Genomic DNA, 24,493 nt, shown 5'->3' with positions numbered 1-24,493 from the left:
CATGACCTGGTCGATAGCCCTCGATCCGCTGGTCCCGACCTGGCTGGTGATCGTGTTCGCCACGGTCGGACTTTCGCTGGCGCTCGCCGCGTTGGTGCGCCGAGTGCGCGGCGCGGTGATCCGCGCGCTGGCCGTCGCGGCGGTCGCGGTCGCGCTCCTCAATCCGTCGCTGCGCCAGGAGATCCGGACGCCGCTGTCGAGCGTCGTGGCCGTGGTGGTCGACGAGAGCCAGAGCCAGGGCATCGAGAACCGCACGGCGGAGACCGAGCAGATCCGGACGCAGGTCGAGCGGGATCTCGCGGGGCTCGACGGAATCGAGGTGCGCACGGTGGTGGTCGACCGCACGACCGGGGCGGACGCCGACGGCACGCGCCTCTTCGACGCCGCCTACGACGCGCTGTCCGACGTGCCGCCCGACCGGGTGGCGGGCGCGCTCCTGATCACCGACGGCCAGGTGCACGACGCGCCGGAAGCGGGCGCCGAGCCGGGGATTGCCGGGCCGGTCCATGCCCTCGTCACCGGCCGGCCGGACGAGATCGATCGCCGTATCGTGCTCGACCGGGTGCCGCGCTTCGGCCTGGTCGATTCCATCCCGAACGTCGAACTGACGGTCGAGGACCAGGGCGCCGGCGAAGGCAGCGGCACGGCGCGCCTCGTTGTCCGGCGAGACGGCGAGGAGATCGCCAGCCGCGACGTGCCGATCGGACGCAAGGTGAGCGTGCCGGTCGACATCGCCCACGGCGGCGACAACATCTTCGAGTTCGAGGTTGAGCCGCGCGACGGCGAGCTCTCAACGGTCAACAATCAGGCCGTGGCCATCATCGACGGCGTGCGCGACAACCTGCGCGTCCTGCTGGTCTCGGGCGAGCCGCACGCGGGCGAGCGCACCTGGCGCAACCTCATGAAGTCCGACGCGTCGGTGGATCTCGTCCACTTCACCATCCTGCGGCCGCCGGAGAAGCAGGACGGCACGCCCATCAACGAACTCTCGCTGATCGCGTTTCCGACCCGCGAGCTGTTCTCGGAGAAGATCGACCAGTTCGACCTGATCGTGTTCGACCGTTACCACCGGCGCAACGTGCTGCCGTCGCTGTATTTCGACAACATCGCCCAGTACATCCGCAATGGCGGCGCGGTGCTGGTTTCGTCCGGGCCCGACTATGCCGGCCTGCAGAGCATCTTCTACACGCCGCTCGCCGACGTGCTGCCGGCCGAGCCGACGGGCCAGGTGCTGGAGCAGGCCTTCTATCCGGAGGTGAGCGCGCTCGGCGACAAGCACCCGGTCACCCGCGACCTTCCCGGAGCCGCCGGCGATCCGCCCGACTGGAGCCAGTGGTTCCGCCTGATCGACGCCACCCCCATCACCGGCGACACGGTGATGACCGGGCCCGACGACAAGCCGCTGCTGATTCTCGCCCGCCAGGGAGAGGGCCGCATCGCGCTGATGCTGTCGGACCAGATCTGGCTGTGGGCGCGCGGCTTCGAGGGCGGCGGGCCGTACGTTCCGCTGTTGCGCCGCCTTGCCCACTGGCTGATGAAGGAGCCGGAGCTGGAGGAAGAAGCCCTGCGGCTTTCGGCCCGCGGTCAAGACCTGATGGTCGAGCGCCAGACGCTCGGCGACACGTCTGAGCCGGTGCTTCTGACCGGACCGGACGGCACCGAGCAGACGGTGACGCTTCAGGAGGCCGAGCCGGGCCTGTGGCGCGCCGACGTTCCGGTGGGAGACGTGGGGATCTACCGCGCCACCGCCGGCGACAGGACCGCGATCGCCCATGTCGGACCGCCCAACCCGCGCGAGATCGCCGACCTGCGCTCCACCACCGACCGTCTCGCGGCGGTGGCCAACGCAAGCGGCGGGTCAGTCGTCCGCGCCGTCGACGACGGTGCGATCGAGCTGCCGCGCCTGACCTTGCGTGACGCGGGCGAGCGGATGAACGGGCTCGGCTGGATCGGCTTCAAGCGCTCGGCGGCGAGCTCGCTGGAAGGCGTTCAGCAGATCCCGCTGTTCTCGGGCTTCCTCGGCCTGGCGGTGCTGCTGGGGGTGATCGGGGCGACCTGGTTCCGCGAAGGACGATGAGCGGCGCCCGGTTTCACCCGGGCACCCTCGCTGGTTCCAGAGGACGACGGCTCCGAGTTCGGGAACAAGTGCGGCCTCAGCGGGCGGTGGGCCGACGCGCCTCGCCCGCAATGGCGTCGGCTCCGTCGTCCAGATGGACGGCGAGCAGCCGGTGCGGATCGACGGGGCCGGGGAAGGTGATCTGTCCCGGCCGCACCGGAGTGAAACCCACCGGCGCATAGTAGGGCGGATCCCCGACCAGGAGCACCAGACGGTGGCCGAGCTCGCGGGCCCGGGCGACCGCGGTGCGCACGAGCGCCCGGCCGATGCCGCGGTTGGCGACGTCCGGGTGGACGGCGAGCGGTCCGAGGAGAAGCGCCGGATCGGCTCCGACCAGGATCGGCGTCAGCCGCACCGAGCCGACGAGACGGTCGCCGACGGTGGCCACGAAGGCGAGGGCCGGATCGTGGGGGACGCCCTCGCGCATCCGATAGGCGGTGCGGGCGAAGCGGCCCGGCCCGAAGGCGGCGTCGTTGAGCACGTCGATCGCCGGCACGTCGCCGGCAGCTTCAAGGCGGATGAGATAGCTCAGTTCGGTCACGTGGGTCGGCCCTTCCTGCGGATGCAGCGACATCCGCGCGGGGCCATCCGGGTTGGCCGGCCGCAGCGGATCAAACGGTTCGGATCGTCGACGGCCGTCGTCGGGCCGTGAGATCGTCCGTGCTTCGTCGTCGGATCCTGCGGAAGACCGGCAGCGCGGGCGGTGTCGGGGCGATCCGCTTGCGGCCGGTCCGGATGGCGCTCATGTGCCGAGGCGACTCCGGTTCGTGAAATGGCCGGACTCGCTATCATGACGGGGGAAGACTGTCCATGTTACGTGGACCCGCGTCCATTTACCCACGCACAGGCGAGAAATCCGCAACGGTTTCGTGCGACAAGACTCGCGGAACGATTTTGGAAGAGGTGGTTGCGCGGCAACATGAACATCGACACCCAGACGGTCTATACGACCTCGATCTGCATTTTGGGTCTGGTGGGAATCCTGCTCCTGTGGTCGTGGCTGCAGGACAGGAGGAGCAAGGCGCTCGTCTGGTGGGCCCTGTCGTTCCTGGTATCGACCCTCGGTGTGGTGCTGCTGTCGGACTACAAGTTTCTGCCGGACCTCTGGACGGTCGATATCGCCATCACCCTGCTGATCATGGGGCACGGGCTCGTCTGGACGGGCGTTCGCTCCTTTTCCGATCGGCCCGTTCCCTGGCTCGGCCTCTTCGCCGGGGCGGTCGTGTGGATCCTGGCCTACCAGACCAGGATCATCGAGACGTCGATCTCCGATCGCGTCCTCCTCATCGCGGTGCTGGCGAGCCTCTACACCGCCGTGACGGCTTGGGAGATGTTCCGCGACGGGCTGATAAAGCTGCGGTCCGCCCGGGTGGTGCTGGCGCTGCTGATCGTCCACTGCGCCTGTCACGTGTTGCGCGTTCCCGCGGCCGAGCACTTTCCCTATTCCTTCGATCCGGACATCGACGGCCTCAACCTGGCCGTTCTCGCCCTAGAGCCGATGCTCTTCGCCGTGGCACTCGGCTACCTGTTCCTGATGATGACCCGCGAGCGCGGGGAGGCGGCTGCGAAGACCGACGTGCTGACCGGCAGCCTCAACCGCCGCGGATTCTTCGAATCGGCCGAGGGCGTTCGGCGCCTCGCGCGCAAGCAGAACAAGCCGGTCGCCAAGCTGCTGCTCGATATCGATCACTTCAAGGATGTGAACGACACCTACGGCCATGCCGCAGGCGACGAGGTACTGCAGTCGTTCACGGTGCTGGTCCGCGGTGCCCTGCGCGTCGGTGACGTGCTCGGACGCATCGGCGGCGAGGAGTTTGCCGTCCTCGCGCCGGATGCCGACAGGGATGTCGCGGAGGCACTCGCCGAGCGGATCCGGACGACGGTGAGCGCGAGCCCGATCATGTGGCGGGAGACGCCGATCGACGTCTCGGTCAGCATCGGGGTCGTCTGCGATCCGGCCGCCGAGGTGTCGATGGACGAACTCATCGAGCGTGCCGACCGTGCGCTCTACGAAGCAAAGCGGCTCGGCCGGAACAAGGTCGTTCTGGCGGACGAGGCGCCGGTCGCGGACCGGCACGCGCCGTCAGCGGTTTCGCGCGTCATCAGGGCGACCACGCGCAAGGGCGGATGATCGCCCGGTAGCTGTGGCTTGATGCCGGCGATCGGCCGGTTCAGGAAAGGTCGGCGATCAGCCGCCGGATGAAGGCCGTTCCGGCGTCGAGCTGGGAGACGGAGATGTACTCGTCCGCCTGGTGCGCCTGGTCGATCGATCCGGGTCCGCAGATCACCACCGGCCAGCCGGGTTCGCGGAACTGGCCCGCTTCCGTGCCGTAGGACACCGAATGTGTGCCGTTGTCGCCGGTCAGGCGGCGGCAGAGCGCCTCGGCCGAATTGTCGGCGTCCGGTACCAGTCCCGGCACGTGGGCACGGATGGCCACCTCGACTCCCGTATCCGCGTCGACAGCCTTCATGGCCGGCTCGATCTCTGCGGCGATGTAGGCGCGGTAGCGCTCCAGATAGGCCAGGGGATCGTCGTCGGGCAACGCGCGGATGTCGGTGACGAAGGAACAGTCGCGGGCCACGATGTTGTGGGCGGTTCCGCCGTGGATCGTGCCGGTATGGACCGTGGTGTAGGGCGGATCGAACGGGCTGCCGGGGACGGGATTGGCCATGTTCGCGCGCAGCATGTCGTCCAGGTACGCCACCAGGCGGCATCCGACCACGACGGCGGACACGCCCCGGTTCACCTGGCTGGAATGGACCGACTTGCCCGTCACCCTGGTGAAGAAGGAGAAGGTGGTCTTCTGGCCGGTCACGACCTTCATGTCGGTGGGCTCGCCGACGATCACGGCGGACGGCGGAGCGATGCGGCCGGCCATTTCCGCGATCATCGACGGCGCGCCGAGGCAGCCGACCTCCTCGTCATAGGAGAGCGCCAGATGGATCGGCCGCTTCAGGTTCGCGGCCACCATCTCGGGCACCAGCGCGAGCGCAATCGCCGAGAACGCCTTCATGTCGGCGGTGCCGCGCCCATAGAGCAGCCCGTCGCGCTCGGTCATCGTGAACGGGTCGGACGACCAGGACTGCCCTTCGACCGGGACCACGTCGGTATGTCCCGACAGCACCACGCCGCCGGGGACATCGGGACCGATGGTCGCGTAGAGGTTCGCCTTCTCGCCGGTGGCGTCGTGGACCAGCGAAGACGCGATGCCGTGCGCGGCGAGGTGCTCCTGCACGAAGCCGACGAGCTGAAGGTTGCTGTGGCGCGATACGGTGGCGAACCCGACGAGCCGCGCGAGCATGTCCTTCGGTGTCGGCATGGTCTCCCCTTATCCTTCATCGGAGCCGGTGCGCGGCTCGAGCCGCCGACTATGGGGCGTCGACGGTGCGCCGGACAAGACGCGAGCGCCACCTGCGACACAATACGCTAGAGTGGTCGTCGGCGAGCTGCGACGGGTGCGGCCGGCCTTCGACGATCCGGCCGATCGGATGGGGACATATGATCGATCAGACCTGTTTGCGGACTCCGATGCCGTGTCCCGGCCGCGCATGACCGGTCGCGCCGCCAACGATGTCGCGCCGATCGCCGTCTCGCCCGCCCGGCGCGGGCCGCCGAGCGGCGGACGGCTGACCCAGCGCCTGCGCCTTGCCAGCGGCCTGACGCTGTTCGTCTACGTGCTGATGCACCTCCTCAACCACGCGCTTGGCGTCGTCTCGATCGACTGGATGATTGCCGTCGAACCCTACCGGACCGCCATCTGGCGATCCGTTCCGGGGACGCTGCTTCTCTATGGCGCCCTCGCCGTCCACGTCTCGCTGGCGCTGGTGCGGGTGGCACGCCGGCGCACCATCCGCATGCCGGTCTGGGAAGCCGTCCAGATGGTGCTCGGGCTGCTGATCCCGTTCTGGCTGATCAACCACGTCGTCGGCTCGCGCGTGCTCTACGAAGTGTTCGGCATCCAGGACGACTACGTCCACATGCTGACGCTGCTGTGGCCGGGCCTCGTCACCTTCCAGACCACGCTGGTCCTGCTCGTGTGGGTGCACGGCTGCATCGGCATTCATTTCTGGCTGCGCCTGAAGGGCTGGTACCGGGCGGTGGCGCCCTGGCTGCTGATGGGCGCGATGGGGGTGCCGCTGTTCGCCACCTGGGGTTGGATCGAAGCGGCACGGCGCCTGGAGCTCACGGGCGGCCGCCACAGCAACCTGACCTCCGAGGCGGCGGTGTGGTCCGACGGCATCATCAACGGGGCGCGGCTGGGCTACGCAATCGCCGCGCTTGCCGCCCTCCTGGTGATCCCGATCCTCGCCACGCTGCTGAACCGCGGCCGCGGCTTCCGCGTCACCTATCCGGGCGGGCGGGTCGTCCGGTCGCTGCCCGGGCCGACGCTGCTGGAGATCAGCCGGCTGGCGAACATTCCCCATGCCTCGGTGTGCGGTGGCCGTGGCCGCTGCTCGACCTGCCGGACGCGCATCCTGTCCGGCGCGGAAAGCCTGGAGCTGCCCGGCACCACGGAGACGCGCGTCCTCAACCGGATCGGCGCCGGGCCGGATCTCCGGCTCGCCTGCCAGATCCGTCCGGCGGCGGACCTCGAGGTGCGTCCGCTGTTTCCCATCAGCGATGCCGAGCCCATCGATCTGGCCGCCGAATCCTACCGCTGGGGGCGGGACCAGGAGGTGGCGATCCTGTTCGTCGACATCCGCGGCTTCACGACGTTCTCCGAACAGCGGCTGCCCTACGACGTCGTCTACCTGCTCAACGAATATCTCGGGGTGATGAGCGGCGCGGTCACCCGCAACGGCGGCTATGTCGACAAGTTCATCGGCGATGCCGTGATGGCCATCTTCGGCATGTCCGATGGCGTCGAGGCGGGCAGCGCGATGGCGCTTGCGGCCGCCGGCGACATGGTAAGCGGGCTGGCCGACCTGAACCGGACCTTCGCCGAGCAGCTTCGCGAGCCGATGCGGATCGGCATCGGCGTCCACGCGGGGCCGGCGATCCTTGGACGGGTTGGCGTCGCCAGCGACAAGCGCACCGACGGACTGACGGCGCTGGGCGACACGGTCAACACGGCGAGCCGGCTGGAAACGGCCACCAAGGAACTTGGCGCGACGCTGGTCTTCTCCGATGCGGTGGCCAGAGCCTCGGGGGTCGACCTCAGCGAGACCCGTGCCTGCGAGATCACCGTGCGCGGACGCAGCGAGCCCCTGACCGTCTACGCGATCGACGATCCGACGGTGTTTTCCCAGGCAAGCGTGAAAAGTCCGCGGCGGCGGGGCCGGCTCAGCTGGCGCAGGGCGTCAAGAGCGGGATAGGCCCGGCATCTCGGCGAGACGGCCGAGGTCGAAACGGTGCATGTCGGCGAGGAGTTCGACGATGCCTCTCGCCGCGTGATCGATGGCCGTCCGGCCCTTCTCCGCGGTCGCCGCAGCGGCGTTGCCGGTGGCCCCGGACGGATGGAGGTCCTGGGCGACCCAGCCGAAGGCGTGGGGGCCGTGGCCGCGCAGGTGGTCGAACTCCTCGATGAAGTCCAGCTGGGCGGAGCGGAAGTCTTCCGCCCGCTCCATCCGCACCAGCTCCGGTGCCAGGTGCAGCATCGCCGAGGTCTCCAGATCGTTGCCGTGGATCCCGTAGGTCGCTTCGTGCGGGTCGAAGGTGCCCTCGGGGGCGGGAAAGCGGAACCAGCCCGAGTGCACCGCCAGCATGCCGCAGCGAACCCTAAGTTCGCGGGTCACCACGTCGATGAGCGGAACGTTGCCGCCGTGGGCGTTGAGGATGAGGAGCTTGCGCACGCCGGCCCGGCGCACGCTTTCGCCGATCTCGATCCAGGCCCGGATCACCGTGTCCCAGGAGAGCGTGAGCGTGCCCGGCGAGGCGATGTGCTCGTTGGATTTGCCGATGGCCTGCACCGGCAGCACGGTTGCCGGGAGGTCGTCGGGCAGGCTGGCGATCACCCGCTCGACGACGCCCGTGACGATGGCCGTGTCGGTCGCGACCGGAAGGTGGGGGCCGTGCTGTTCGATCGCGGCGACGGGAAGGATGGCGATCCAGCCCGACGTGTCTGCCTCGGCGAACATCGTTGTGGTCATGTCCGCCCAGCGGCGCGCGGGGAGGCGGATCGGAGCCATCAGCGGGCCTTTCCCGCCGCCAGTGCCTCGACTTCCACTTTCAGCTCCGGGACGGTGAACCCGGCGACGATCATCAGGGTGGACGCCGGGGCGCGGGCACCGATGAAGCGGTCGCGGGCGCGCATGTAGGCGGCGAGATGGGCACGGTCGGTGACGAACGCGTTGAGACGCACCACGTCGTCGGCCGACATGTCCGCCGACCGCAGGATTTCCCGGATGTTGGCGAAGCACTGGTCGGCTTGTGCCTCGGCATCGTCCGGAATGGTGTCCTCGGGTGTCACCCCAAGCTGTCCCGAGCAGACCAGCAGGCGAAAGCCCGCCGGGATCTCGACGCCGTGGACGTACTGCGCGAACGGGGGGCGGATGGTGTCGGGGGTGTGGCTCGTCAGCACGGCTAGGGCGCTCCTCGATCGATCACGGCATGCAGGCTATCGCACCTGCGTCGCGGCTGAAACGGGCGCGCAACGCGGATTGTTCGGGCGGCTTCGTCGACTTTTGCGCCGGCGCATCCGACGGCTTGCCCCGCGGGGTCGGCGTTCTATTCTTCCGGTCGTGGGGCTCGCGGCGTTTCCATCCGGTCATTCGTGCTCTCTGGCATGCACGTTGCACGTCGGTGATTGACCGTATCGAGCCGTCGCCTCTGGGAGGCCATCGCGTCCCGGGACGGTTGACGGCCAGTCGAAATCGGGCGGAGCGCGGGACCGCCTGCTCCGGATCCATCGACAGCGATCACCTCCGGCGCGGGTGGATCGAGACAACGTGAGGACGAACCAGCGATGACACGTGCGATCCCTTCTCTTGCCTGCGCACTGGCGGCGGCGACCCTGCTGGCGGGCCCCGCGGCGGCCCTCGAAAAGGTCAGGTTCGGCACCAACTGGCTGCCGGAGGCCGAGCACGGGGGCTACTACCAGGCCGTTGCCGACGGGACGTACGAGAAGTGCGGTCTGGACGTGGAGATCGTGTCGGGCGGCCCGCAGGTGAACAACCGGGCACTGCTGCTTGCCGGCAAAATCCAGTTCCACATGGGCGGAAACCTGATCCAGGCCTTCTCGGCGGTGGAGCAGAACATCCCGCTGAAGGTGGTGGCCGCGCACTTCCAGAAGGAGCCGCAGGTCATCATGACCCATCCGGACCAGGGTCTCGACACCTGGGAGAGCCTGAAGGAGATCGACCTGCTTCTGGGGGACGAAGGCTTCCAGTCGTTCTTCCAGTGGATGATCCCGGCCTACGGATTCAAGGCTGATCAGCGGAAGCCGTACACCTTCAATGCCGCCCCGTTCATCGCCGATCCGCGCGTTGGGCAGCAGGGTTACGTGACCTCCGAGCCCTATGCCATCGAGACCCAGGGCGGCTTCAAGCCGAACATCTTCCTCATCGCCGATTACGGGTTCGATACCTACGCCACCACGGTGGAGGTGATGCAGAAGACGATCGACGAGATGCCGGAGGCGGTGGCCTGCTTCGTCGACGGCTCGGCGCTCGGCTGGTACACCTATCTCTACGGGGATCCGTCCGCCGCCGACGCGGTGATCATGGCGGCGAACCCGGACATGACCGAGGAGCAGCTCGCGTTCTCGCGTGAAAAGCTCAGGGAATACGGCATCGTCGATTCTGGCGACGCGCTGGAGCTGGGCATCGGGGCCATGACGGACGCACGGTTCAAGAGCTTCTACGGCAAGATGGTCGACGCGGGCGTGCTGCCGGCGGACATCGACATCTCCAAGGCCTACACGCTCGAATTCGTCAACAAGGGCCTCGGGCTCGATCTGAAGAAGCAGCTGACCGGCAGCAAGTAGGCCGGTAGGCGGCAACGCGAGGAGGGCCATGGTGGAGGCCGCGGAAAAAGGCCGGACGGGAGCCGTCGCCGACGTGGCGCCGGCCGTCGTCCTGAGCGGTGTCACCAAGCGCTTTCCAAGCGGGACGACCGCGGTCTCCAGTCTCGATCTGACGGTGGCAGAAGGCGAGTTCCTCAGCCTTCTCGGACCGTCGGGCTGCGGAAAGTCGACCGTGCTTCGCCTGATCGCCGGCCTGATCGACCCCACCGCGGGCACGATCGCGCGGCCGGGCGGAAAGCAGGCGGACCGGGACGTCGGGTTCGTGTTTCAGGAGCCGACCCTGATGCCGTGGGCATCGGCGTTCACCAACGTCTGGCTGCCGTTGCGGCTGAAGGGCGTGTCGCGGCGCGCCGCGCGCGACCGGGTGATGGCGGCGCTGGAGGGGGTGGGGCTGGCCGGTTTCGCCGAGGCCTATCCGCGCGAGCTCTCGGGCGGCATGAAGATGCGGGTCTCCATCGCCCGCGCGCTCGTCACCGAACCGCGGCTGCTGTTGCTCGACGAACCCTTCGCGGCGCTGGACGAAATCACCCGCTTCCGGCTGAACAACGACCTTCTGGAGCTGTGGGGCCGACTCGGGTTCACCGTGGTGTTCGTCACGCACTCGGTCTTCGAATCGGTGTTCCTCTCGACGCGCATCGCGGTCATGGCGGCGCGGCCCGGCCGCATCATCCGGACGCTGGCGGTCGACGAGCCCTATCCCCGGCGCGAGTCCTTCCGCACGACGGAAGCCTATGCGCGCTCCTGCCGGGAAACGTCCGACGCGCTGCACGCCGCCATGGGCGAGGGATACGCGGCGTGAGGCACGGGAAGGCGGAGCGGTGGTGAGTACGGTGTCGGAGCCCGCGATCGAATCGGACCCCATCGACGAACCCGCCCAGGCGTGGCGGTCGATGGAGCAGACCGGCGACGCGGGCCCGCCCCGCGCCTCGTCGATGGACCGGGCAGCGCGCTGGCTTCTGCCGATCTGCGTGGTGGTGCTGCTCGTCGGGGCGTGGCACCTGGTCGTCGTGGTGAACCAGATCCCGCCCTACATCCTGCCGGGTCCGGGCAGGGTCTTCCAATCGCTGGTCGACGACTGGCCGATCCTCTCCGACGCGCTCCTCAACACGCTGGCGATCACGCTTCTGGCGCTGGGGGTCGCGACGGTCGGCGCGGTGGGCCTCGCCATCCTGTTTTCGCAGTCGCGGCTGGTCGAGTATTCCCTGTTTCCGATCGCCGTGGTGCTGCAGGTGACACCCATCGTCGCGGTGTTCCCGCTCATCAACATCTATGTCGACAACACCACCGCGAAGCTGCTGATCTGCGCGTGGATCGTCGCCTTCTTCCCGATCCTGTCGAACACGACGCTTGGGCTGAACTCGGCGGACCGCAACCTGCATGCGCTGTTCAGCCTCTACGGGGCAAACCGCTGGCAGACGCTGCGCCATCTGCAGCTGCCGGCCGCGATGCCCTACTTCCTCGGAGGGCTCCGCATTGCCGGCGGGCTGGCGCTGATCGGCGCGGTGGTGGCGGAGTTCGTGGCCGGCACCGCGGGCTTCGGGTCGGGGCTGGCGTTCCGCATCATCGAGGCGGGCTACCGCCTCAACACGGCGCGGATGTTCGCCGCCCTGATCCTCATCTCGGCGGTCGGCATCGCGATCTATCTGGTGCTCAGCTTCGTGTCCCACCTGGTGCTGCGCAAGTGGCACGAGAGTGCGATCCGGCGGGAGAGCTGACGCGATGGCGTGGAGCCCGGGACTGCGACCCGGCGACCGGCCAAGGCGCCTCGTGCGCGCCAGCGTCCCCGCTGCGCTCTGCCCGGCACTCGGGCCGGCGGCCGAAGGAACCGACGTCGTCCGGGTGGACCTCGCCATCGCCGACGGCAGGATCGCCTCCATCGAGCCGGCCGGCATCGATGCCCCCGCCGGGGTATCCGATCTCGACGACGGCTTCGTCTTTCCGGCCTTCGCCGACGTCCACACCCATCTCGACAAGGGCCACATCTGGGCGCGCGCACCCAACCCCGACGGTCGCTTCGAGGCGGCGCTGGAGGCCTGCGAGGTTGACCGGACGGCCAACTGGACGGCCTTGGACGTCCGCCGGCGGATGGATTTTTCGCTCCGCTGCGCCGAGGCCCACGGCACGCGGATGATCCGCACCCACCTGGATTCCAAGCCGCCGCAGCATCATATTTCGTGGCCGGTGTTCGCTGAAATGCGGGATGCCTGGCGGGGCCGGATCGAGCTTCAGGCCGTCGCGCTGATGGCCATCGACGATCTGCCGGAGGGCGCCGCCCTCGACGACTACGTGCGTCACGTCGCCGACCACGGTGGCATCCTGGGGGCGGTCACCTATCCGATGCCGGATCTGGATGGACGGCTGTCGCGGCTGTTCGATGTGGCGGCGCGCTACGGGCTCGATCTCGATTTTCACTGCGACGAGACGACCGATCCTTCGGCCGACGGGTTGCGGCGCATCGCGGAGACGTGCCTCGCGACCGGCTTCGCCGGGCGGGTGACGGTTGGCCATGCGTGTTCGCTGTCCGCCCAACCGGACGCCGACGCGGGACGGTCGCTGGACCTCGTCGCCCGCGCCGGCCTTGCGGTCGTCACCCTGCCGCTGTGCAATCTCTACCTCCAGGACAGGGTCCCCGGCCGCACGCCCCGCCTGCGCGGCGTGACGCTCGTTCACGAGATGCGAGCCCGAAATATTCCCGTCGCAATTGCAAGCGACAACACCCGGGACCCATTCTACGCCTACGGCGATCTCGACATGGTCGAAGTCTTCCGGGCGGCGACCCGGATCCTGCACCTGGATCATCCGTTCGCCGACTGGCCGGCGGCCGTGACACGGGTCCCGGCGGCGATGATGGGCGACGAGACGAGGGGGCGTCTCGAGGTCGGTGCGCCGGCGGATCTGGTGCTGTTCCGGGCGCGCTCCTTCAGCGAACTGCTCGCCCGCAGCCAGGACGACAGGATCGTGCTGCGCGACGGGGTGGTGCTCGACCGCGTCGTGCCCGACTATCGGGAGCTGGACGACCTCTAGGAGAGTGCGGATGGCTGATCTCGAAAGCCTCGTTGCGGACCTCGCTGGCGTGTCCATCGAGCGCAACCCCTCGCTGGTGAAGCAGAAGAGCCGCGATTTCTTCTGGTATTCGCCGGTCCTCAAGCGCCAGCTCGATCACGTCTCCGGCGATCTCGTCGCCACCCCCAGAACCGACGCCGACGTCGCCCGGATCCTCGCCGCTTGCCATCGCCACGACGTGCCGGTGACGGTGCGCGGCGCCGGCACCGGCAACTACGGCCAGGCGATGCCGCTTGCCGGCGGCCTCGTCCTCAACCTCGCCGAGATGGCCGATGTGCGCGCCGTCGGGTCCGGAACGGTGACCACCGGGCCGGGCGCCATCCTGGCCGACATCGACCGCGCCACGAAGGCTACGGCCGGGCAGGAGCTCCGGATGCATCCCTCGACCTACCGTACGGCTTCGATCGGCGGGTTCGTGGCGGGCGGGTCAGGTGGCGTCGGATCGGTGCAGTGGGGCGGCCTGCGCGATCTTGGCAACGTTGTCCGCCTCGACGTGATGACGATGGAGGCCGAACCGCGCAAGCTCAGCCTCAGCGGGGAGGACATCCACAAGGTCAGCCACGCCTACGGCACCAACGGCGTGATCACCGAGGTCGAGATGCCGCTTGCCGCGGCGTACGACTGGGTCGACGTGATCGTCGGCTTCGATGCCCTGATGCCGGCAGCCATCTTCGCCGACCTCGTCGCCCGCAGCGACGGGCTGCTCACCAAGGAGGTTGGGGTCGTGGCTGCCCCGGCGGGTCACGACTATTTCCTGCGCCACCAGCGCTTCATCGGGCGCGGCCAGTCCGTCGTCCTGCTGATGGTGGCCCCGTTCGCCGTTGATTCGCTGATGGCACTGGTGGGCCGGTCGCGCGGGAGCGTGCTCTACCGCTCCGACCGCGCGAGCGCCGCCGACCGGGAGCAGTTGCCGCCGGTGTACGAGCTGACCTGGAACCACACCACGCTGCGGGCGCTGCGCGTCGATCCGGCGATCACCTATCTCCAGTCGCTCTATCCCTATCCGAACCATCTCTCGAAGGTGGCCGCGATCGCCGATGCCTTCGGCGACGAGGTGGTCACGCACCTGGAGTTCGTGCGCTTCGACGGGGTGATCACCTGCTTCGGGCTGGCGCTCGTCCGCTTCACCACCGAGGAGCGTCTGGACGCGATCGTGAAGGTCCACGAGGACATGGGCTGTCCGGTCTTCAATCCGCATCGCTACACCCTGGAGGAAGGCGGGATGAAGCAGTCGGACAGCGCCCAGCTCGCCTTCAAGAAGGAAGCGGATCCGAAGGGCCTCCTCAATCCCGGCAAGATGATCGCCTGGGAGGATCCGGATTTCGATCTCCAGGGCCGGCAGACCTACCTGTTTCCGGGCCTTTCGCGATGAGGACGACCCGTCTTCGGGCCGGCGGATCATGAAGGTCCTCGTCGTCTACGCCCACCCCTGCGACGGGAGCTTCAACGCCGCCGTGCGCGACCGGCTCGTCGGGGGGCTCGCCGACGCCGGACACGAGGTGCGCGTCGCCGATCTCTACGCGGAGGGGTTCGACCCCGTGATGGGTCCGGCGGAGCGGGAGACCTACCACACGCCCGGCGAGAACGAGGCGCCGGTGGCGGGCGAGCTCGAGCGGCTCAGATGGTGCGATGCGCTGGTGTTCGTCTATCCGACCTGGTGGTTCGGCCTGCCGGCGATCCTTAAAGGCTGGCTCGACCGGGTGTTCGTGCCGCATGCGACGTTTTCGATGCCGACCGAGACCGAGCGGCCCGCCGGCCAGTTGCGCAACATCGTGGAGATCGCGGTGGTGACCACCTGCGGCGCGACCTGGCTGACCTCGAAGTTCGTCGGCGAACCCGGCCGCCGGACGATCCTGCGCGGCATCGGCAGCCTGTGCGCGCCGGGGTGCCGGCGGCGCTACCTCGCGCTCTACCGGATGGACACGGTGTCGCTCGACCGGCGGACCAGGTTCCTGGAGCGGGTGAGCGGGCTCGCCCGCGGCATGCGGGGAGGCTCCTGACCATGTCGCGCGTGCAGCCTTCGGTTGTCTTCGCGCTAAAGATGATCGCGCCGACCGCCCACCGCGTCGGGGTACGTTGCCCGGCCATCCGCGGTCGACTACCGTTTCAGTGATTCGTTGCCAGGCTCAGAATAGTCATGGAGCCGTCATCCCGGTTTGGTAGAGACAAAACACGATGTCATTCAGCTACCGAAAGACCGCGACGTTTCGACTCGCGCAGGCTGCGAAAGCCCAACGTGCGCGATCCGGTGGCCATTTGAGCCGCATCGGCCTGCATCCGGGACAGGAATTCCTGCTGAAGGCGCTGTCGGAGACCGACGGCCAGACCATGAGCGAGCTCGCCACGGTCCTCGGCGTTCAGCCTCCCACCGTCACCAAGATGATTAGCCGGCTGGCGAGCCACGGGCTCGTGGAGCGCCAGAGCTCGGCAAGCGACGGCCGCCTGTCCCGCGTCTTCCTCACCGACGAGGGCCGTGCGCGGATCTCCGACGTGGACAAGGCCTGGAAGCGCCTGGAGAAGGAGGCGCTCGCCGGCCTCGACGACAAGGACCGCAAGCGGCTGCGCAAGCTGCTGCGGACGATCGAGAAGAACCTGGCGGCGGCCGGTGGGTTCGTCGACAGCCTGGACGAAGAGCCGGACGACCTCGAAGAGCCTGCCACCGTCTGAGGCTCCCGCCCGTCTCCATGCACAGCCCACATGCTTCGTCTGCGTCGACAGCGCTTTGGAAAGCACGCGCCTGCGGATAGGCTCGCTGCGCGGCATCTGACGCCTTCGGATCGGCCGCGATCGTGCAAGGCGAAAGCGTTCCATGTCGACCCCGTCCCTGTCGGACCTCTCGTCTCGCGACACGCTGCGCGGCATCGTCCTGATGACAGCTACGGCGGCCCTGTTCGCCGCTCTCGACACCACGGCAAAATATCTCGGCCAGTACATGCCGGCGGTCGAGGTCGCCTGGCTGCGCTTCGTCACCCACACGATCTTCGTCGTCCTGCTGCTGCGGCTGTGGTCGCGGCCGTTCCATCTCAAGACGCGCCGTCCGCTGCTGCAGATCCTGCGCGGCGCGTTCATGTTCTCGACCACCGCGCTGAACTTCGGGGCGCTTCAGTATCTGCAGCTGACGGAGGCGGTGGCCATCATGTTCGCCACGCCGCTGCTGGTGACGGCGCTGGCCGGTCCCGTGCTGGGCGAAAAGGTGGGCGTGCGCCGGTGGTCGGCCGTGTCGGTGGGCTTCATCGGCGTCCTGGTCATCACCCGGCCCGGGTTCCAGGACATCAGCATCGGCGTCATGCTGTCGCTCTGCGCGATGGTGTCCAACGCCTGCTATATCCTGATGACGCGCCTGCTCGGGGCGACCGAAAGCTCCGAGACCATGATCTTCTATTCCGGCTTCGTGGGCACGATCGGCCTCGCGCCGGTGGCGCTTCCGGTCGCGGTGATGCCGTCGGATGTCTGGCTCGTGCCGCTGATCCTGCTGACCGGGGCGTTCGGCGGCTTCGGCCACTACCTGCTGATCCGGGCCCACCGGATCGCCCCGGCTTCGACGCTGGCGCCGTTCATCTACACCCAGATCGTCTGGATGAGCATCTCGGGCTATCTCATCTTCAACGAGGTGCCCGGGGTGTGGACCGTGGCCGGAACGTCGATCATCGTCTGCTCCGGCCTCTACATCCTGCACCGCGAGCACCGGCGCAGGGGTGGCGTGCACAAGCCGCTGTGATATCGCAGTCCCGCGCCCGCCGGCGCATCGTCCCGTCCGACCCCCTGCCTGGAGGCTGACTTGGCCAAACCGACCGTTCTGATGATGACCCCGATGCTTCCCACCATCGTCGCGAAGCTGGAAGAGCGCTTCGATGTCCTGTGGCTGCCGGGCGCGCGGGACCCGGGGGCCGTGATCGAGCAGGCGGTCGGGACGGCGCGCGGGATCGGCATGTTCCCGACCGGCGTCGTCGATGCCGCGCTGATGGACCGGCTCGGCACGCTCGAGGTGATCGCGGTCGCGGGCGCCGGCTACGAGGGCGTCGACGTTCCGGCTGCGCTGGCGCGCAACATCCTCGTCACAAACGCCCCGGACGCGCTCACCCAGGAAGTCGCCGACGTGGCGATGGCGCTGATCGTGATGACGGTCCGCCGGCTCGCCGCGGGCGACGCCTACCTGCGCGCCGGCAAGTGGGAAGCGAACGGGCCGATGCCGATCAGCCCCGGCAGCCTCGTGGGCGGCACCCTCGGCATCCTCGGCTTCGGGCGCATCGGCCACGCGGTGGCCCGTCGCGCGGAAGCCTTCGGCCTGAAGATCGCCTATCACGGGCGCACCCGTCAGGACGGGGTTGCCCACGCCTACTTCGACAGCCCCGCGGCGCTCGCGGAGGCCTCCGACATTCTGCTCGTCGCGACGCCGGGCGGCGCGGAGACGCGCCACATCGTCGATGCCGCCGTGCTCGAGAAGCTCGGACCGAAGGGGTACCTGATCAACATCGGGCGGGGCACGGCGGTCGACGAGGCGGCGCTGGTGGCTGCGCTGGAAGCGGGCACGATCGCCGGCGCCGGCCTCGACGTCTATGAGGAGGAGCCCCGCGTGCATCCGGGCCTGATCGCCCGCGAGGACGTCGTGCTGCTGCCGCACCTCGCGTCGGGCTCGGTCCCGACCCGGACCGCCATGGGGCAGGTCATGTTCGACAACCTCGAGGCCTGGTTCAGCACCGGCCGCGGCCTGTCGCCGATCGCCGAGATGGGCGCCGCCTGACGCGGCCGCCCTGGCAACGGATCGCTATCCTCACCGGCCCGGACGCGGCGGCAGCTCGCCCGTCGCGAAGAAGCGGTTGATCCGACCGACGCCGTTCGTCTCCTTCAGGAAGCCGAAGGAGCCGTCCTCGAGGATCTCGCGGGCCGCGTCAATGGCCATGGCATAGGCGAACTGCGCGAGCCCCGAGCCGAGGCTGACGCGCCGCACGCCCAGGTCCGCGAGGGCCTGGATGGAGAGCGGTTCGGGTCCGAGCCCGGCAAGCACGTTCACCGGGCGATCGACCGCCCCGACCACCGCGGCGATCTCGTCGCGGGTGGTGAGGCCGGGCGCGTAGAGGCAGTCGGCCCCGGCCTCCTGGTAGGCCTGCAGCCTGCGGATGGAGTCGGCGAGGGGATCCGGCGTCCCCATCAGGAAGCACTCTGCCCGCGCCGTCAGCACGAACGGCGCGCCGGACGCGTCTATGGCTGCCCGCGCGGCCGCGACCCGATCGGCCGCCTTCTCGATGGAATAGAGCGGGTCCTCCTCATCGTAGGTCGCATCCTCGATCGAGCATCCCGCCGCCCCGGTGGCGATCACCCGGCGGATGGTGTCGGCGACGGCGTCGGGGTCCTTGCCGTAGCCCGCTTCCATGTCGGCCGAGATCGGCAGCGAGGTGGCACCGGCGAACTCCGCGACGTGCGCCAGCGCCTCGTCGCGGACGATGGACCCGGTCCCGTCGGACCGTCCAAGGCTGTAGGCGAAGCCGGCGCTGGTGGTTGCAAGCGCGGGAAAGCCGATCGCCTCGAACATGCGCAGCGAACCGAGGTCCCAGGCGTTCGCCATGACGAACAGGTCGTTGCCTGCGTGCAGGGCCTGAAAGCGGCGGGCCTTGTCATTCTCGAATTCCATCGCGGGGGTCCCTCGGCTATTGACGATCCTTGGGCCCATCCAGGGAGGAGGGCCGATTGACGCTGCCTTCGACCGGTCGGTGCCGCAAGGCCTTTCGAGGGATCGGCGGACCAGCGCATAATTGGGAGAGACGTCGATGCCGACACCGATCGCAGCGTTTGACCGCATTGGCGAGGAGAACGCCTTCGCGGTGCTTGCCCGCGCAACGCAACTCGCCAGCGAGGGCAAGTCGATCATCAATCTCGGCATCGGCCAGCCGGACTTCAAAACCCCGCCCCACATCGTCGAGGCCGCCGTCAAGGCGCTGCGCGATGGTCACCACGGCTATACCCCGGCCACCGGCATCCTGCCGCTGCGCGAGGCCGTTGCCGCCGATCTCCTGGCGCGCACCGGGATCGAGCCCGCCGTCGACCGGATCGTCGTTGTGCCCGGCGGCAAGGTCACCATGTTCATGGCGATCCTGATGATGGGCGAACCCGGCGCCGACATCCTCTATCCGGACCCGGGCTTTCCCATCTATCGGTCGATGATCGAGTTCACCGGCGCGCGTCCGGTGCCGATTCCGATCCGCGAGGAAAACGACTTCGCGTTCTCCGCCGCCGAGACGCTGTCGCTGATGACGCCGCAGACGCGGCTGGTGATCCTCAACTCGCCGGCGAACCCCACCGGCGGGGTGACTCCGCGGGCCGAGATCGACGCCCTCGTGGCGGGCCTTGCCGACTATCCCGACGTCGCGATCCTCTCCGACGAGATCTACGGCCGCATCCTCTATGGCGGGACCGAGCACGTCTCGCTGCTGTCCTATCCCGAGATCGCCGACCGGCTCATCCTCCTCGACGGCTGGTCGAAGACCTACGCGATGACCGGCTGGCGCCTGGGCTACGCCCTTTGGCCGGAAAGCCTGATCAACCCGGCGCGCAAGCTCGCCGTGAACGCGTGGTCGTGCGTCAACGCGGCGACCCAGTACGCGGGGATCGCCGCGCTGACCGGCCCCCAGGACGCGGTCGACGAGATGGTCGCGGCGTTCGACCGGCGCCGGACGCTGGTGGTCGACGGGCTCAACCGCCTGCCCGGCATCTCCTGCCGGACCCCGAACGGCGCGTTCTATGCGTTTCCCTCCATCAAGGAGACCGGCTTCAAGGCCAAGCCGCTGGCCAGCCGCCTTCTGGAGACGGCAGGGGTGGCGCTGATCGGCGGTCCCGATTTCGGCATTCTCGGCGAGGGCTACATGCGGCTTTCCTATGCCGCCTCGGAAGCCGAGATCGAGGAGGCGCTGCGGCGGATCGCCCATTTCCTCGAGACCGAAACCCCGTGAAGCCATCCCGGACCGGCGAGCAAGGAAGATGACGGCGGACGCGGCGCGCGGCATCGGGCGCGTATCTGGTCTCGTGGAGCGGCTCGTCGCGTTCGACCCGGGCGGGGTGCGCCTGGCGCGCGGCCTTCATCTGGTCGCGGCACTGGCGCTGGGGATCGGCGCCGGCATGCTGCTGGCGACCCACGGCGTGCCGTTCGCCGACAGGCTGTTCGGCGACTGGGTGCGCACAAATCTGCCGGCCTATGCCGACATGTTTTCCCCGCCGAAGCTCACCTTCACGACCGCGGCGGTCGCCTCGGTGGTGGCGTCCCACATCGTGCTGCTCGTCCCACCCGCCTCGCGGCGGGCGGAGTTCAGGGCGTCGCTTCAGATCGCGCTCGTCGGCATCGGCTACCTGCTGGTGATCGGGCTGGCCGCCCCCGGCTCGTGGGGATATGGCGCGGTGCCGCTCCATCTCCTCTGGATCGTGGTCATCGGCGGCGGGCTGTACATAAGGCGCTACGGACCTGCCGGAACCCGCCTCGGCGTTGCGCTGATCATCCTCAGCCTGTTCGCCGTCCTGATCGATCCGACGCGCGGTCTGGGCGTCTGGCTGCCGGTGGCCGGTCTCGTCGGCGCGTTGGTCGGGTTGTTCGTGCGGTTCGCGACCTGGCGCCCCTCCGCAGTGCGCGTCTTCCGGCTCCAGAAGCAGCACTTCCTCGTAGCAATCGCCGCGGGACTCACCGACGTCGCCGACGCGCTCGGGCGCGGCGAGCGGCCGGTCTCGGAGATCCGGTCGCTGCGCCGGCGCTGGGGAAGCGTGGCGGGCGCGTACGAGGTTGCAGGCGCCGAGGCCCCCGACCTTGCCGACCGGCACGCTCAGGAAGTGGCCACCGCCTACCGGCTGCTGCTGGCCTGCGAATCGATCGCCGATGCGCTCGCCGAAATCGGCGAGTCCGCCCTCGCGACGCCAATCGTGAAGGGGCGCATCCGCGAGGCCCTCTCTTCGCTGTCGCATCTGGTGAGCCGCGTCGCGCATGGCGAGCCGGCCCACGCGAAGGAGCTTTCGGACGGCCTGGAGGCGGCGCGCGGCGACCTGATCGCCGACCCGCAGCTCGCAACCGAAGACAAGCTGCAGCTCATGCGGCTCCTGACCGGCGTGGTCCGCGTCGCGGTGTCGCTGGATACGGCGGGGGCCAGCATCGCGCCCGCCGAGGTCACGCCGCCGGCGGCCGGGCGGAACTATGGCGCCGCGTCGCTGGGCCGGCGGCTGCTCATTCAGGGCGTCGTCGCGGCGTCGATCACGACGGGGCTCAACTATGCGTTCCACTTCGAGCACGCCTACTGGGCGACGCTCACCGTCGCCCTGGTCCTCAACGGAACGGTGGGGGAGACCGTCAACCGGACGCTGCGCCGCGCCGGTGGCACCGCGGTGGGCGTGCTGGCGGCCATCGCGCTGTCGCCGCTGATCGGTCATGCGCCCGCGGTCGAACTCGCGCTGGTCTTCCTGTGCGTGATGGCGGCGATCATGGTGATCGACGTCCGCTACGAGGTGGCGGCCGCCCTGATCGGCTTCACGGTCGTCACCGGACTGCACATGCTGGAAGGCGTGGGGCCCGCGGTCATGCTGGCGCGGGCCTATGAGACCCTGATTGGGGCCGGTGTGGCGCTGGCGGTGGCCTGGACGGTGGCGCCCTCGTTCGCCGGCGACCGTGTCGGCACGGAGGTGCGGGCCTTTCTCTCGCGATGCCGCACGGCGTTCCGCATGGCGGCGGAGCGGCCGGTGATCGGGGTCGATCACACCGCGCCGCTGGAGGCGGAGGCGAGCACCATCCGGGCGGAGCTGCCGTCCCTCAAGGCGGAGCGGTGGCTCGGCCGCGGCGGCGGCGCGGCGCTGAACGAAGTGACTATCCTGATGGAGGCGCTGGTCAGCTATCTGGGGCTGTTCGAGCGGGCGTCCGCCGTGGCGCAGCGCATCGAGGTGGGCGCCGACGCACGGGCGGTGATGGCGGATCTCGACCACGAGGTCGAGAAGGGCTTCGACGCCATCCTGGAGGCGTCGATGGCGCCGCCGGCGCTCGACGATTTGCTGTCGCGGTTCGCCAAGGTGGCGCCGCTGGACGGCTCGATGCCGGCCGACGAGGTGTTCGCGCTGGTCGAGCGGTTCTACTACGGCCGCAAGATCGGGCAGACCCTGACCGAGTTCAAGGCGGCGTGGGAGCGGACCTGACGCGTCACGCGGCCGACGGCCGCGCGCTCAGCATCATGTAGTTGACGTCGATGTCGGCCGAGCGCTCCCAGCGGTCGCGCAGCGGGTCGAACACCACGCCGGTCGTTTCCAGGATCGACAGGCCGGTGCCGTCGATGGCGGCCTCCAGCTCGGTCGGCTTCACCAGCCGCTCGTACTGGTGGGTGCCGCGGGGCAGCCAGCGCAGGACGATCTCGGCGCCGAAGATGGCGAGGGCATAGGCCTTCGGCGTGCGGTTGATGGTGGCGAGCAGCAGCAAGCCGCCCGGCTTCACCATGCGCGCGCAGGCGGACACGAACAGCGGCACGTCGGCGACGTGCTCGACGATCTCCATCGCCAGAACGACGTCGAAGGTCTCGCCGTCATCGGCCAGCGCCTCGGCGGTGGTCGCGCGGTAGTCGACCGTCACGCCCGAGCGCTCGGCGTGGATGCGCGCGACCTCGATGTTGGTTTCCGCGGCATCCGCGCCGACGACGTCGGCGCCGAGGCGGGCCATCGGCTCGGAGAGGAGCCCGCCGCCACAGCCGATATCCAGCAGCCGCAGGCCGGAGAGGGCTTTCGCGTCGTCGACCTCGCGGCCGAAATGGCGCGCGACGACCTCCTTGATGTAGGCGAGGCGGACCGGATTGAACTTGTGGAGGGGCCGGAACTTGCCGCGCGGGTTCCACCATTCGGCGGCGAGCGCCGAAAAGCGGTCGACCTCCCCCTGATCGATCGTGCCCGTTGACATGGCCTTCATTCCTTGCGTCCGTCTGTCTCGCGGTCGCTGCCGCGCGGGGGTGCTGTCACGTGTCGAGTTGCTGTGGCGACAGCACGGTGATATCTAGCCCGCCACTTCGGTCGGGAAACCCGTCGACGGGGATCCTTTAGCCTTTTTCACAAACGAATCGGTATTGGACCATGGCCCGACTGGTCATGAAGTTCGGCGGAACATCCGTCGGCGACCTTGATCGCATCCGCAACGTGGCCTGTCACGTCAAACGCGAAGTCGACGCCGGCCACAAGGTCGCGGTCGTCGTCTCCGCCATGGCGGGAGAGACCAACAAGCTGGTGGAGTACTGCCGCGCGATCTCGCCGCTGCACGACGCGCGCGAGTACGACGCCGTGGTTGCGTCCGGCGAGCAGGTCTCGACCGGGCTGCTGGCGCTCACCCTGCAGGCGATGGGCGTGGACGCCCGGTCCTGGCAGGGCTGGCAGGTGCCGGTGCTGACTGACGGCACCCATGGCGCGGCGCGCATCACCTCGATCGTCGGCGACAAGCTGATCGAGCGGATCGAGGGCGGCCAGGTTGCCGTCGTCGCCGGCTTCCAGGGGCTGGCGCCCGACGGCCGCATCGCGACCCTCGGCCGCGGCGGTTCCGACACCAGCGCGGTGGCGATCGCCGCCGGCATTCATGCAGACCGCTGCGACATCTACACCGACGTGGACGGCGTCTACACCACCGACCCGCGCATCGTGTCCACCGCCCGCCGGCTGGACCGCGTCTCCTACGAGGAGATGCTGGAAATGGCCTCGCTGGGTGCCAAGGTACTGCAGGTGCGCTCGGTGGAACTGGCCATGATCCACGGCGTCCGGACGTTCGTGCGGTCGAGCTTCGACGACCCGGAGGCGATCCGGGCGAACGGCAACCAGCCCGTGGGCACCCTGATTTGCGACGAGGACGAGATCGTGGAACAGCAGATCGTAACCGGCATCGCCTATTCCAAGGACGAGGCGCAGATCTCGATCCGGCAGGTCGCCGACCGCCCGGGCGTGGCCGCTTCGGTGTTCGTCCCCATGGCGGCGGCCCACATCAACGTCGACATGATCGTCCAGAACATCAGCCCGGACGGATCGACCACCGACATCACCTTCACCGTGCCGCAGAGCGAGTATGACCGCGCGCTCGCGGTGCTCGACAAGGCGAGCGACGAGATCGGCTACACGGCCATCGAGGGCGCCACGGACGTGGTGAAGGTCTCGGTGATCGGCGTCGGCATGCGCAGCCACGCCGGCGTTGCGGCCGCCGCCTTCCGGGCGCTGTCGGAGAAGGGGATCAACATCCGGGCGATCTCCACGTCCGAGATCAAGATCTCGGTGCTCATCGATGCGGCATACGCGGAACTTGCGGTGCGCGCGCTCCACTCTGTATATGGGCTGGACAAGACGACGACTGCCTGACGCCGGCTGGCCTCGAACG

Annotated in this window: 21 protein-coding genes; 15 read left to right on the top strand and 6 right to left on the bottom strand. The window is 68.9% G+C overall.

Annotation, left to right across the window (positions count from 1 at the left end):
• Nucleotide 1: 1 nt before the first annotated feature.
• Nucleotides 2-2,077, top strand: a complete 2,076-nt coding sequence (locus AB7M35_RS13065; protein WP_453960350.1) for a hypothetical protein — start codon at nt 2-4, stop codon at nt 2,075-2,077.
• A 76-nt stretch (nt 2,078-2,153) separates the two neighbouring features.
• On the opposite strand, the gene AB7M35_RS13060 is transcribed toward AB7M35_RS13065, so the two are convergent.
• Entirely contained in the window at nt 2,154-2,690 is a 537-nt protein-coding gene (locus AB7M35_RS13060; protein WP_453960349.1) for a GNAT family N-acetyltransferase, read from the bottom strand.
• 345 nt (nt 2,691-3,035) lie between these two features.
• On the opposite strand from AB7M35_RS13060, the gene AB7M35_RS13055 reads away from it, so the two are divergent.
• Entirely contained in the window at nt 3,036-4,247 is a 1,212-nt protein-coding gene (locus tag AB7M35_RS13055) for a GGDEF domain-containing protein (protein WP_453960348.1), read from the top strand.
• A 40-nt stretch (nt 4,248-4,287) separates the two neighbouring features.
• On the opposite strand, the gene argE is transcribed toward AB7M35_RS13055, so the two are convergent.
• Complete coding sequence (gene argE / locus AB7M35_RS13050; RefSeq protein ID WP_453960347.1) at nt 4,288-5,436, bottom strand: acetylornithine deacetylase; 1,149 nt, start codon at nt 5,434-5,436, stop codon at nt 4,288-4,290.
• Between the two features lie 229 nt (nt 5,437-5,665).
• On the opposite strand from argE, the gene AB7M35_RS13045 reads away from it, so the two are divergent.
• On the top strand, nt 5,666-7,432 hold the full coding sequence (locus AB7M35_RS13045; RefSeq protein WP_453960346.1) for an adenylate/guanylate cyclase domain-containing protein: 1,767 nt from the start codon (nt 5,666-5,668) through the stop codon (nt 7,430-7,432).
• Here AB7M35_RS13045 and AB7M35_RS13040 read toward each other — a convergent pair.
• Together AB7M35_RS13040 and AB7M35_RS13035 are read right to left on the bottom strand one after the other, a co-directional pair.
• The gene (locus tag AB7M35_RS13040; RefSeq protein ID WP_453960345.1) at nt 7,418-8,245 is read right to left on the bottom strand and encodes a creatininase family protein; all 828 of its coding nucleotides are present in this window, start codon (nt 8,243-8,245) and stop codon (nt 7,418-7,420) included. The two genes, AB7M35_RS13045 and AB7M35_RS13040, sit on opposite strands and share 15 nt — an antisense overlap.
• Entirely contained in the window at nt 8,245-8,637 is a 393-nt protein-coding gene (locus AB7M35_RS13035; protein WP_453960344.1) for a RidA family protein, read from the bottom strand. The genes AB7M35_RS13040 and AB7M35_RS13035 overlap by 1 nt, the downstream gene beginning before the upstream one ends.
• A 384-nt stretch (nt 8,638-9,021) precedes the next feature.
• Here AB7M35_RS13035 and AB7M35_RS13030 point away from each other — a divergent pair, with 384 nt between their 5' ends.
• From AB7M35_RS13030 to AB7M35_RS12990, 9 genes are all read left to right on the top strand, one after another.
• Nucleotides 9,022-10,041, top strand: a complete 1,020-nt coding sequence (locus AB7M35_RS13030) for an ABC transporter substrate-binding protein (RefSeq protein WP_453960342.1) — start codon at nt 9,022-9,024, stop codon at nt 10,039-10,041.
• Nucleotides 10,042-10,069: 28 nt separating this feature from the next.
• Nucleotides 10,070-10,879 (top strand): ABC transporter ATP-binding protein, encoded by an 810-nt coding sequence (locus AB7M35_RS13025; protein ID WP_453960341.1) that lies wholly within the window; start codon nt 10,070-10,072, stop codon nt 10,877-10,879.
• 91 nt (nt 10,880-10,970) lie between these two features.
• Complete coding sequence (locus AB7M35_RS13020; protein WP_453960728.1) at nt 10,971-11,795, top strand: ABC transporter permease; 825 nt, start codon at nt 10,971-10,973, stop codon at nt 11,793-11,795.
• Nucleotides 11,796-11,799: 4 nt separating this feature from the next.
• A complete protein-coding gene (locus AB7M35_RS13015) occupies nt 11,800-13,104 on the top strand; it encodes a cytosine deaminase (RefSeq protein WP_453960340.1) in 1,305 nt (434 codons plus the stop codon).
• A gap of 10 nt (nt 13,105-13,114) precedes the next feature.
• Nucleotides 13,115-14,515: an FAD-binding oxidoreductase gene (locus AB7M35_RS13010; RefSeq protein WP_453960339.1), complete on the top strand. Its 1,401-nt coding sequence runs from the start codon at nt 13,115-13,117 to the stop codon at nt 14,513-14,515.
• A gap of 28 nt (nt 14,516-14,543) precedes the next feature.
• Nucleotides 14,544-15,143, top strand: a complete 600-nt coding sequence (locus AB7M35_RS13005; RefSeq protein WP_453960338.1) for an NAD(P)H-dependent oxidoreductase — start codon at nt 14,544-14,546, stop codon at nt 15,141-15,143.
• A 175-nt stretch (nt 15,144-15,318) separates the two neighbouring features.
• Complete coding sequence (locus AB7M35_RS13000; protein WP_453960337.1) at nt 15,319-15,810, top strand: MarR family winged helix-turn-helix transcriptional regulator; 492 nt, start codon at nt 15,319-15,321, stop codon at nt 15,808-15,810.
• Between the two features lie 142 nt (nt 15,811-15,952).
• Nucleotides 15,953-16,861 carry a DMT family transporter gene (locus tag AB7M35_RS12995; protein WP_453960336.1) on the top strand — a complete coding sequence of 303 codons (909 nt, stop codon included), beginning with the start codon at nt 15,953-15,955 and terminating at the stop codon, nt 16,859-16,861.
• A gap of 60 nt (nt 16,862-16,921) precedes the next feature.
• Nucleotides 16,922-17,884: a 2-hydroxyacid dehydrogenase gene (locus AB7M35_RS12990; protein WP_453960335.1), complete on the top strand. Its 963-nt coding sequence runs from the start codon at nt 16,922-16,924 to the stop codon at nt 17,882-17,884.
• 30 nt (nt 17,885-17,914) lie between these two features.
• Here AB7M35_RS12990 and AB7M35_RS12985 read toward each other — a convergent pair whose 3' ends face one another.
• Nucleotides 17,915-18,772 (bottom strand): isocitrate lyase/PEP mutase family protein, encoded by an 858-nt coding sequence (locus tag AB7M35_RS12985; RefSeq protein WP_453960334.1) that lies wholly within the window; start codon nt 18,770-18,772, stop codon nt 17,915-17,917.
• A gap of 136 nt (nt 18,773-18,908) precedes the next feature.
• On the opposite strand from AB7M35_RS12985, the gene AB7M35_RS12980 reads away from it, so the two are divergent.
• Nucleotides 18,909-20,087: a pyridoxal phosphate-dependent aminotransferase gene (locus AB7M35_RS12980; protein WP_453960333.1), complete on the top strand. Its 1,179-nt coding sequence runs from the start codon at nt 18,909-18,911 to the stop codon at nt 20,085-20,087.
• Nucleotides 20,088-20,115: 28 nt separating this feature from the next.
• Complete coding sequence (locus AB7M35_RS12975) at nt 20,116-22,296, top strand: FUSC family protein (protein WP_453960332.1); 2,181 nt, start codon at nt 20,116-20,118, stop codon at nt 22,294-22,296.
• 4 nt (nt 22,297-22,300) lie between these two features.
• On the opposite strand, the gene ubiG is transcribed toward AB7M35_RS12975, so the two are convergent.
• The gene (ubiG, locus tag AB7M35_RS12970; protein WP_453960331.1) at nt 22,301-23,053 is read right to left on the bottom strand and encodes a bifunctional 2-polyprenyl-6-hydroxyphenol methylase/3-demethylubiquinol 3-O-methyltransferase UbiG; all 753 of its coding nucleotides are present in this window, start codon (nt 23,051-23,053) and stop codon (nt 22,301-22,303) included.
• 161 nt (nt 23,054-23,214) lie between these two features.
• On the opposite strand from ubiG, the gene AB7M35_RS12965 reads away from it, so the two are divergent.
• Entirely contained in the window at nt 23,215-24,474 is a 1,260-nt protein-coding gene (locus AB7M35_RS12965; RefSeq protein ID WP_453960330.1) for an aspartate kinase, read from the top strand.
• Nucleotides 24,475-24,493: the final 19 nt, after the last annotated feature.

Source organism: Amorphus suaedae (assembly GCF_053629675.1).
Note: the sequence above shows the minus strand (reverse complement) of the source record. Positions and strands in the feature narration are given on the sequence as shown.

Bases quoted from the DNA above. Each gene is read 5' to 3' on its own strand.
- AB7M35_RS12995 (WP_453960336.1), top strand. From the start codon at position 15,953: ATGTCGACCCCGTCCCTGTCGGACCTCTCGTCTCGCGACACGCTGCGC.
- AB7M35_RS13065 (WP_453960350.1), top strand. From the start codon at position 2: ATGACCTGGTCGATAGCCCTCGATCCGCTGGTCCCGACCTGGCTGGTG.
- AB7M35_RS13055 (WP_453960348.1), top strand. From the start codon at position 3,036: ATGAACATCGACACCCAGACGGTCTATACGACCTCGATCTGCATTTTG.
- ubiG (WP_453960331.1), bottom strand. From the start codon at position 23,053: ATGAAGGCCATGTCAACGGGCACGATCGATCAGGGGGAGGTCGACCGC.
- AB7M35_RS13020 (WP_453960728.1), top strand. From the start codon at position 10,971: ATGGAGCAGACCGGCGACGCGGGCCCGCCCCGCGCCTCGTCGATGGAC.
- AB7M35_RS13000 (WP_453960337.1), top strand. From the start codon at position 15,319: ATGTCATTCAGCTACCGAAAGACCGCGACGTTTCGACTCGCGCAGGCT.
- argE (WP_453960347.1), bottom strand. From the start codon at position 5,436: ATGCCGACACCGAAGGACATGCTCGCGCGGCTCGTCGGGTTCGCCACC.
- AB7M35_RS12965 (WP_453960330.1), top strand. From the start codon at position 23,215: ATGGCCCGACTGGTCATGAAGTTCGGCGGAACATCCGTCGGCGACCTT.
- AB7M35_RS13025 (WP_453960341.1), top strand. From the start codon at position 10,070: ATGGTGGAGGCCGCGGAAAAAGGCCGGACGGGAGCCGTCGCCGACGTG.
- AB7M35_RS12975 (WP_453960332.1), top strand. From the start codon at position 20,116: ATGACGGCGGACGCGGCGCGCGGCATCGGGCGCGTATCTGGTCTCGTG.
- AB7M35_RS12980 (WP_453960333.1), top strand. From the start codon at position 18,909: ATGCCGACACCGATCGCAGCGTTTGACCGCATTGGCGAGGAGAACGCC.
- AB7M35_RS12985 (WP_453960334.1), bottom strand. From the start codon at position 18,772: ATGGAATTCGAGAATGACAAGGCCCGCCGCTTTCAGGCCCTGCACGCA.
- AB7M35_RS13010 (WP_453960339.1), top strand. From the start codon at position 13,115: ATGGCTGATCTCGAAAGCCTCGTTGCGGACCTCGCTGGCGTGTCCATC.
- AB7M35_RS13045 (WP_453960346.1), top strand. From the start codon at position 5,666: ATGACCGGTCGCGCCGCCAACGATGTCGCGCCGATCGCCGTCTCGCCC.
- AB7M35_RS13015 (WP_453960340.1), top strand. From the start codon at position 11,800: ATGGCGTGGAGCCCGGGACTGCGACCCGGCGACCGGCCAAGGCGCCTC.
- AB7M35_RS13040 (WP_453960345.1), bottom strand. From the start codon at position 8,245: ATGGCTCCGATCCGCCTCCCCGCGCGCCGCTGGGCGGACATGACCACA.
- AB7M35_RS13030 (WP_453960342.1), top strand. From the start codon at position 9,022: ATGACACGTGCGATCCCTTCTCTTGCCTGCGCACTGGCGGCGGCGACC.
- AB7M35_RS13005 (WP_453960338.1), top strand. From the start codon at position 14,544: ATGAAGGTCCTCGTCGTCTACGCCCACCCCTGCGACGGGAGCTTCAAC.
- AB7M35_RS13060 (WP_453960349.1), bottom strand. From the start codon at position 2,690: ATGTCGCTGCATCCGCAGGAAGGGCCGACCCACGTGACCGAACTGAGC.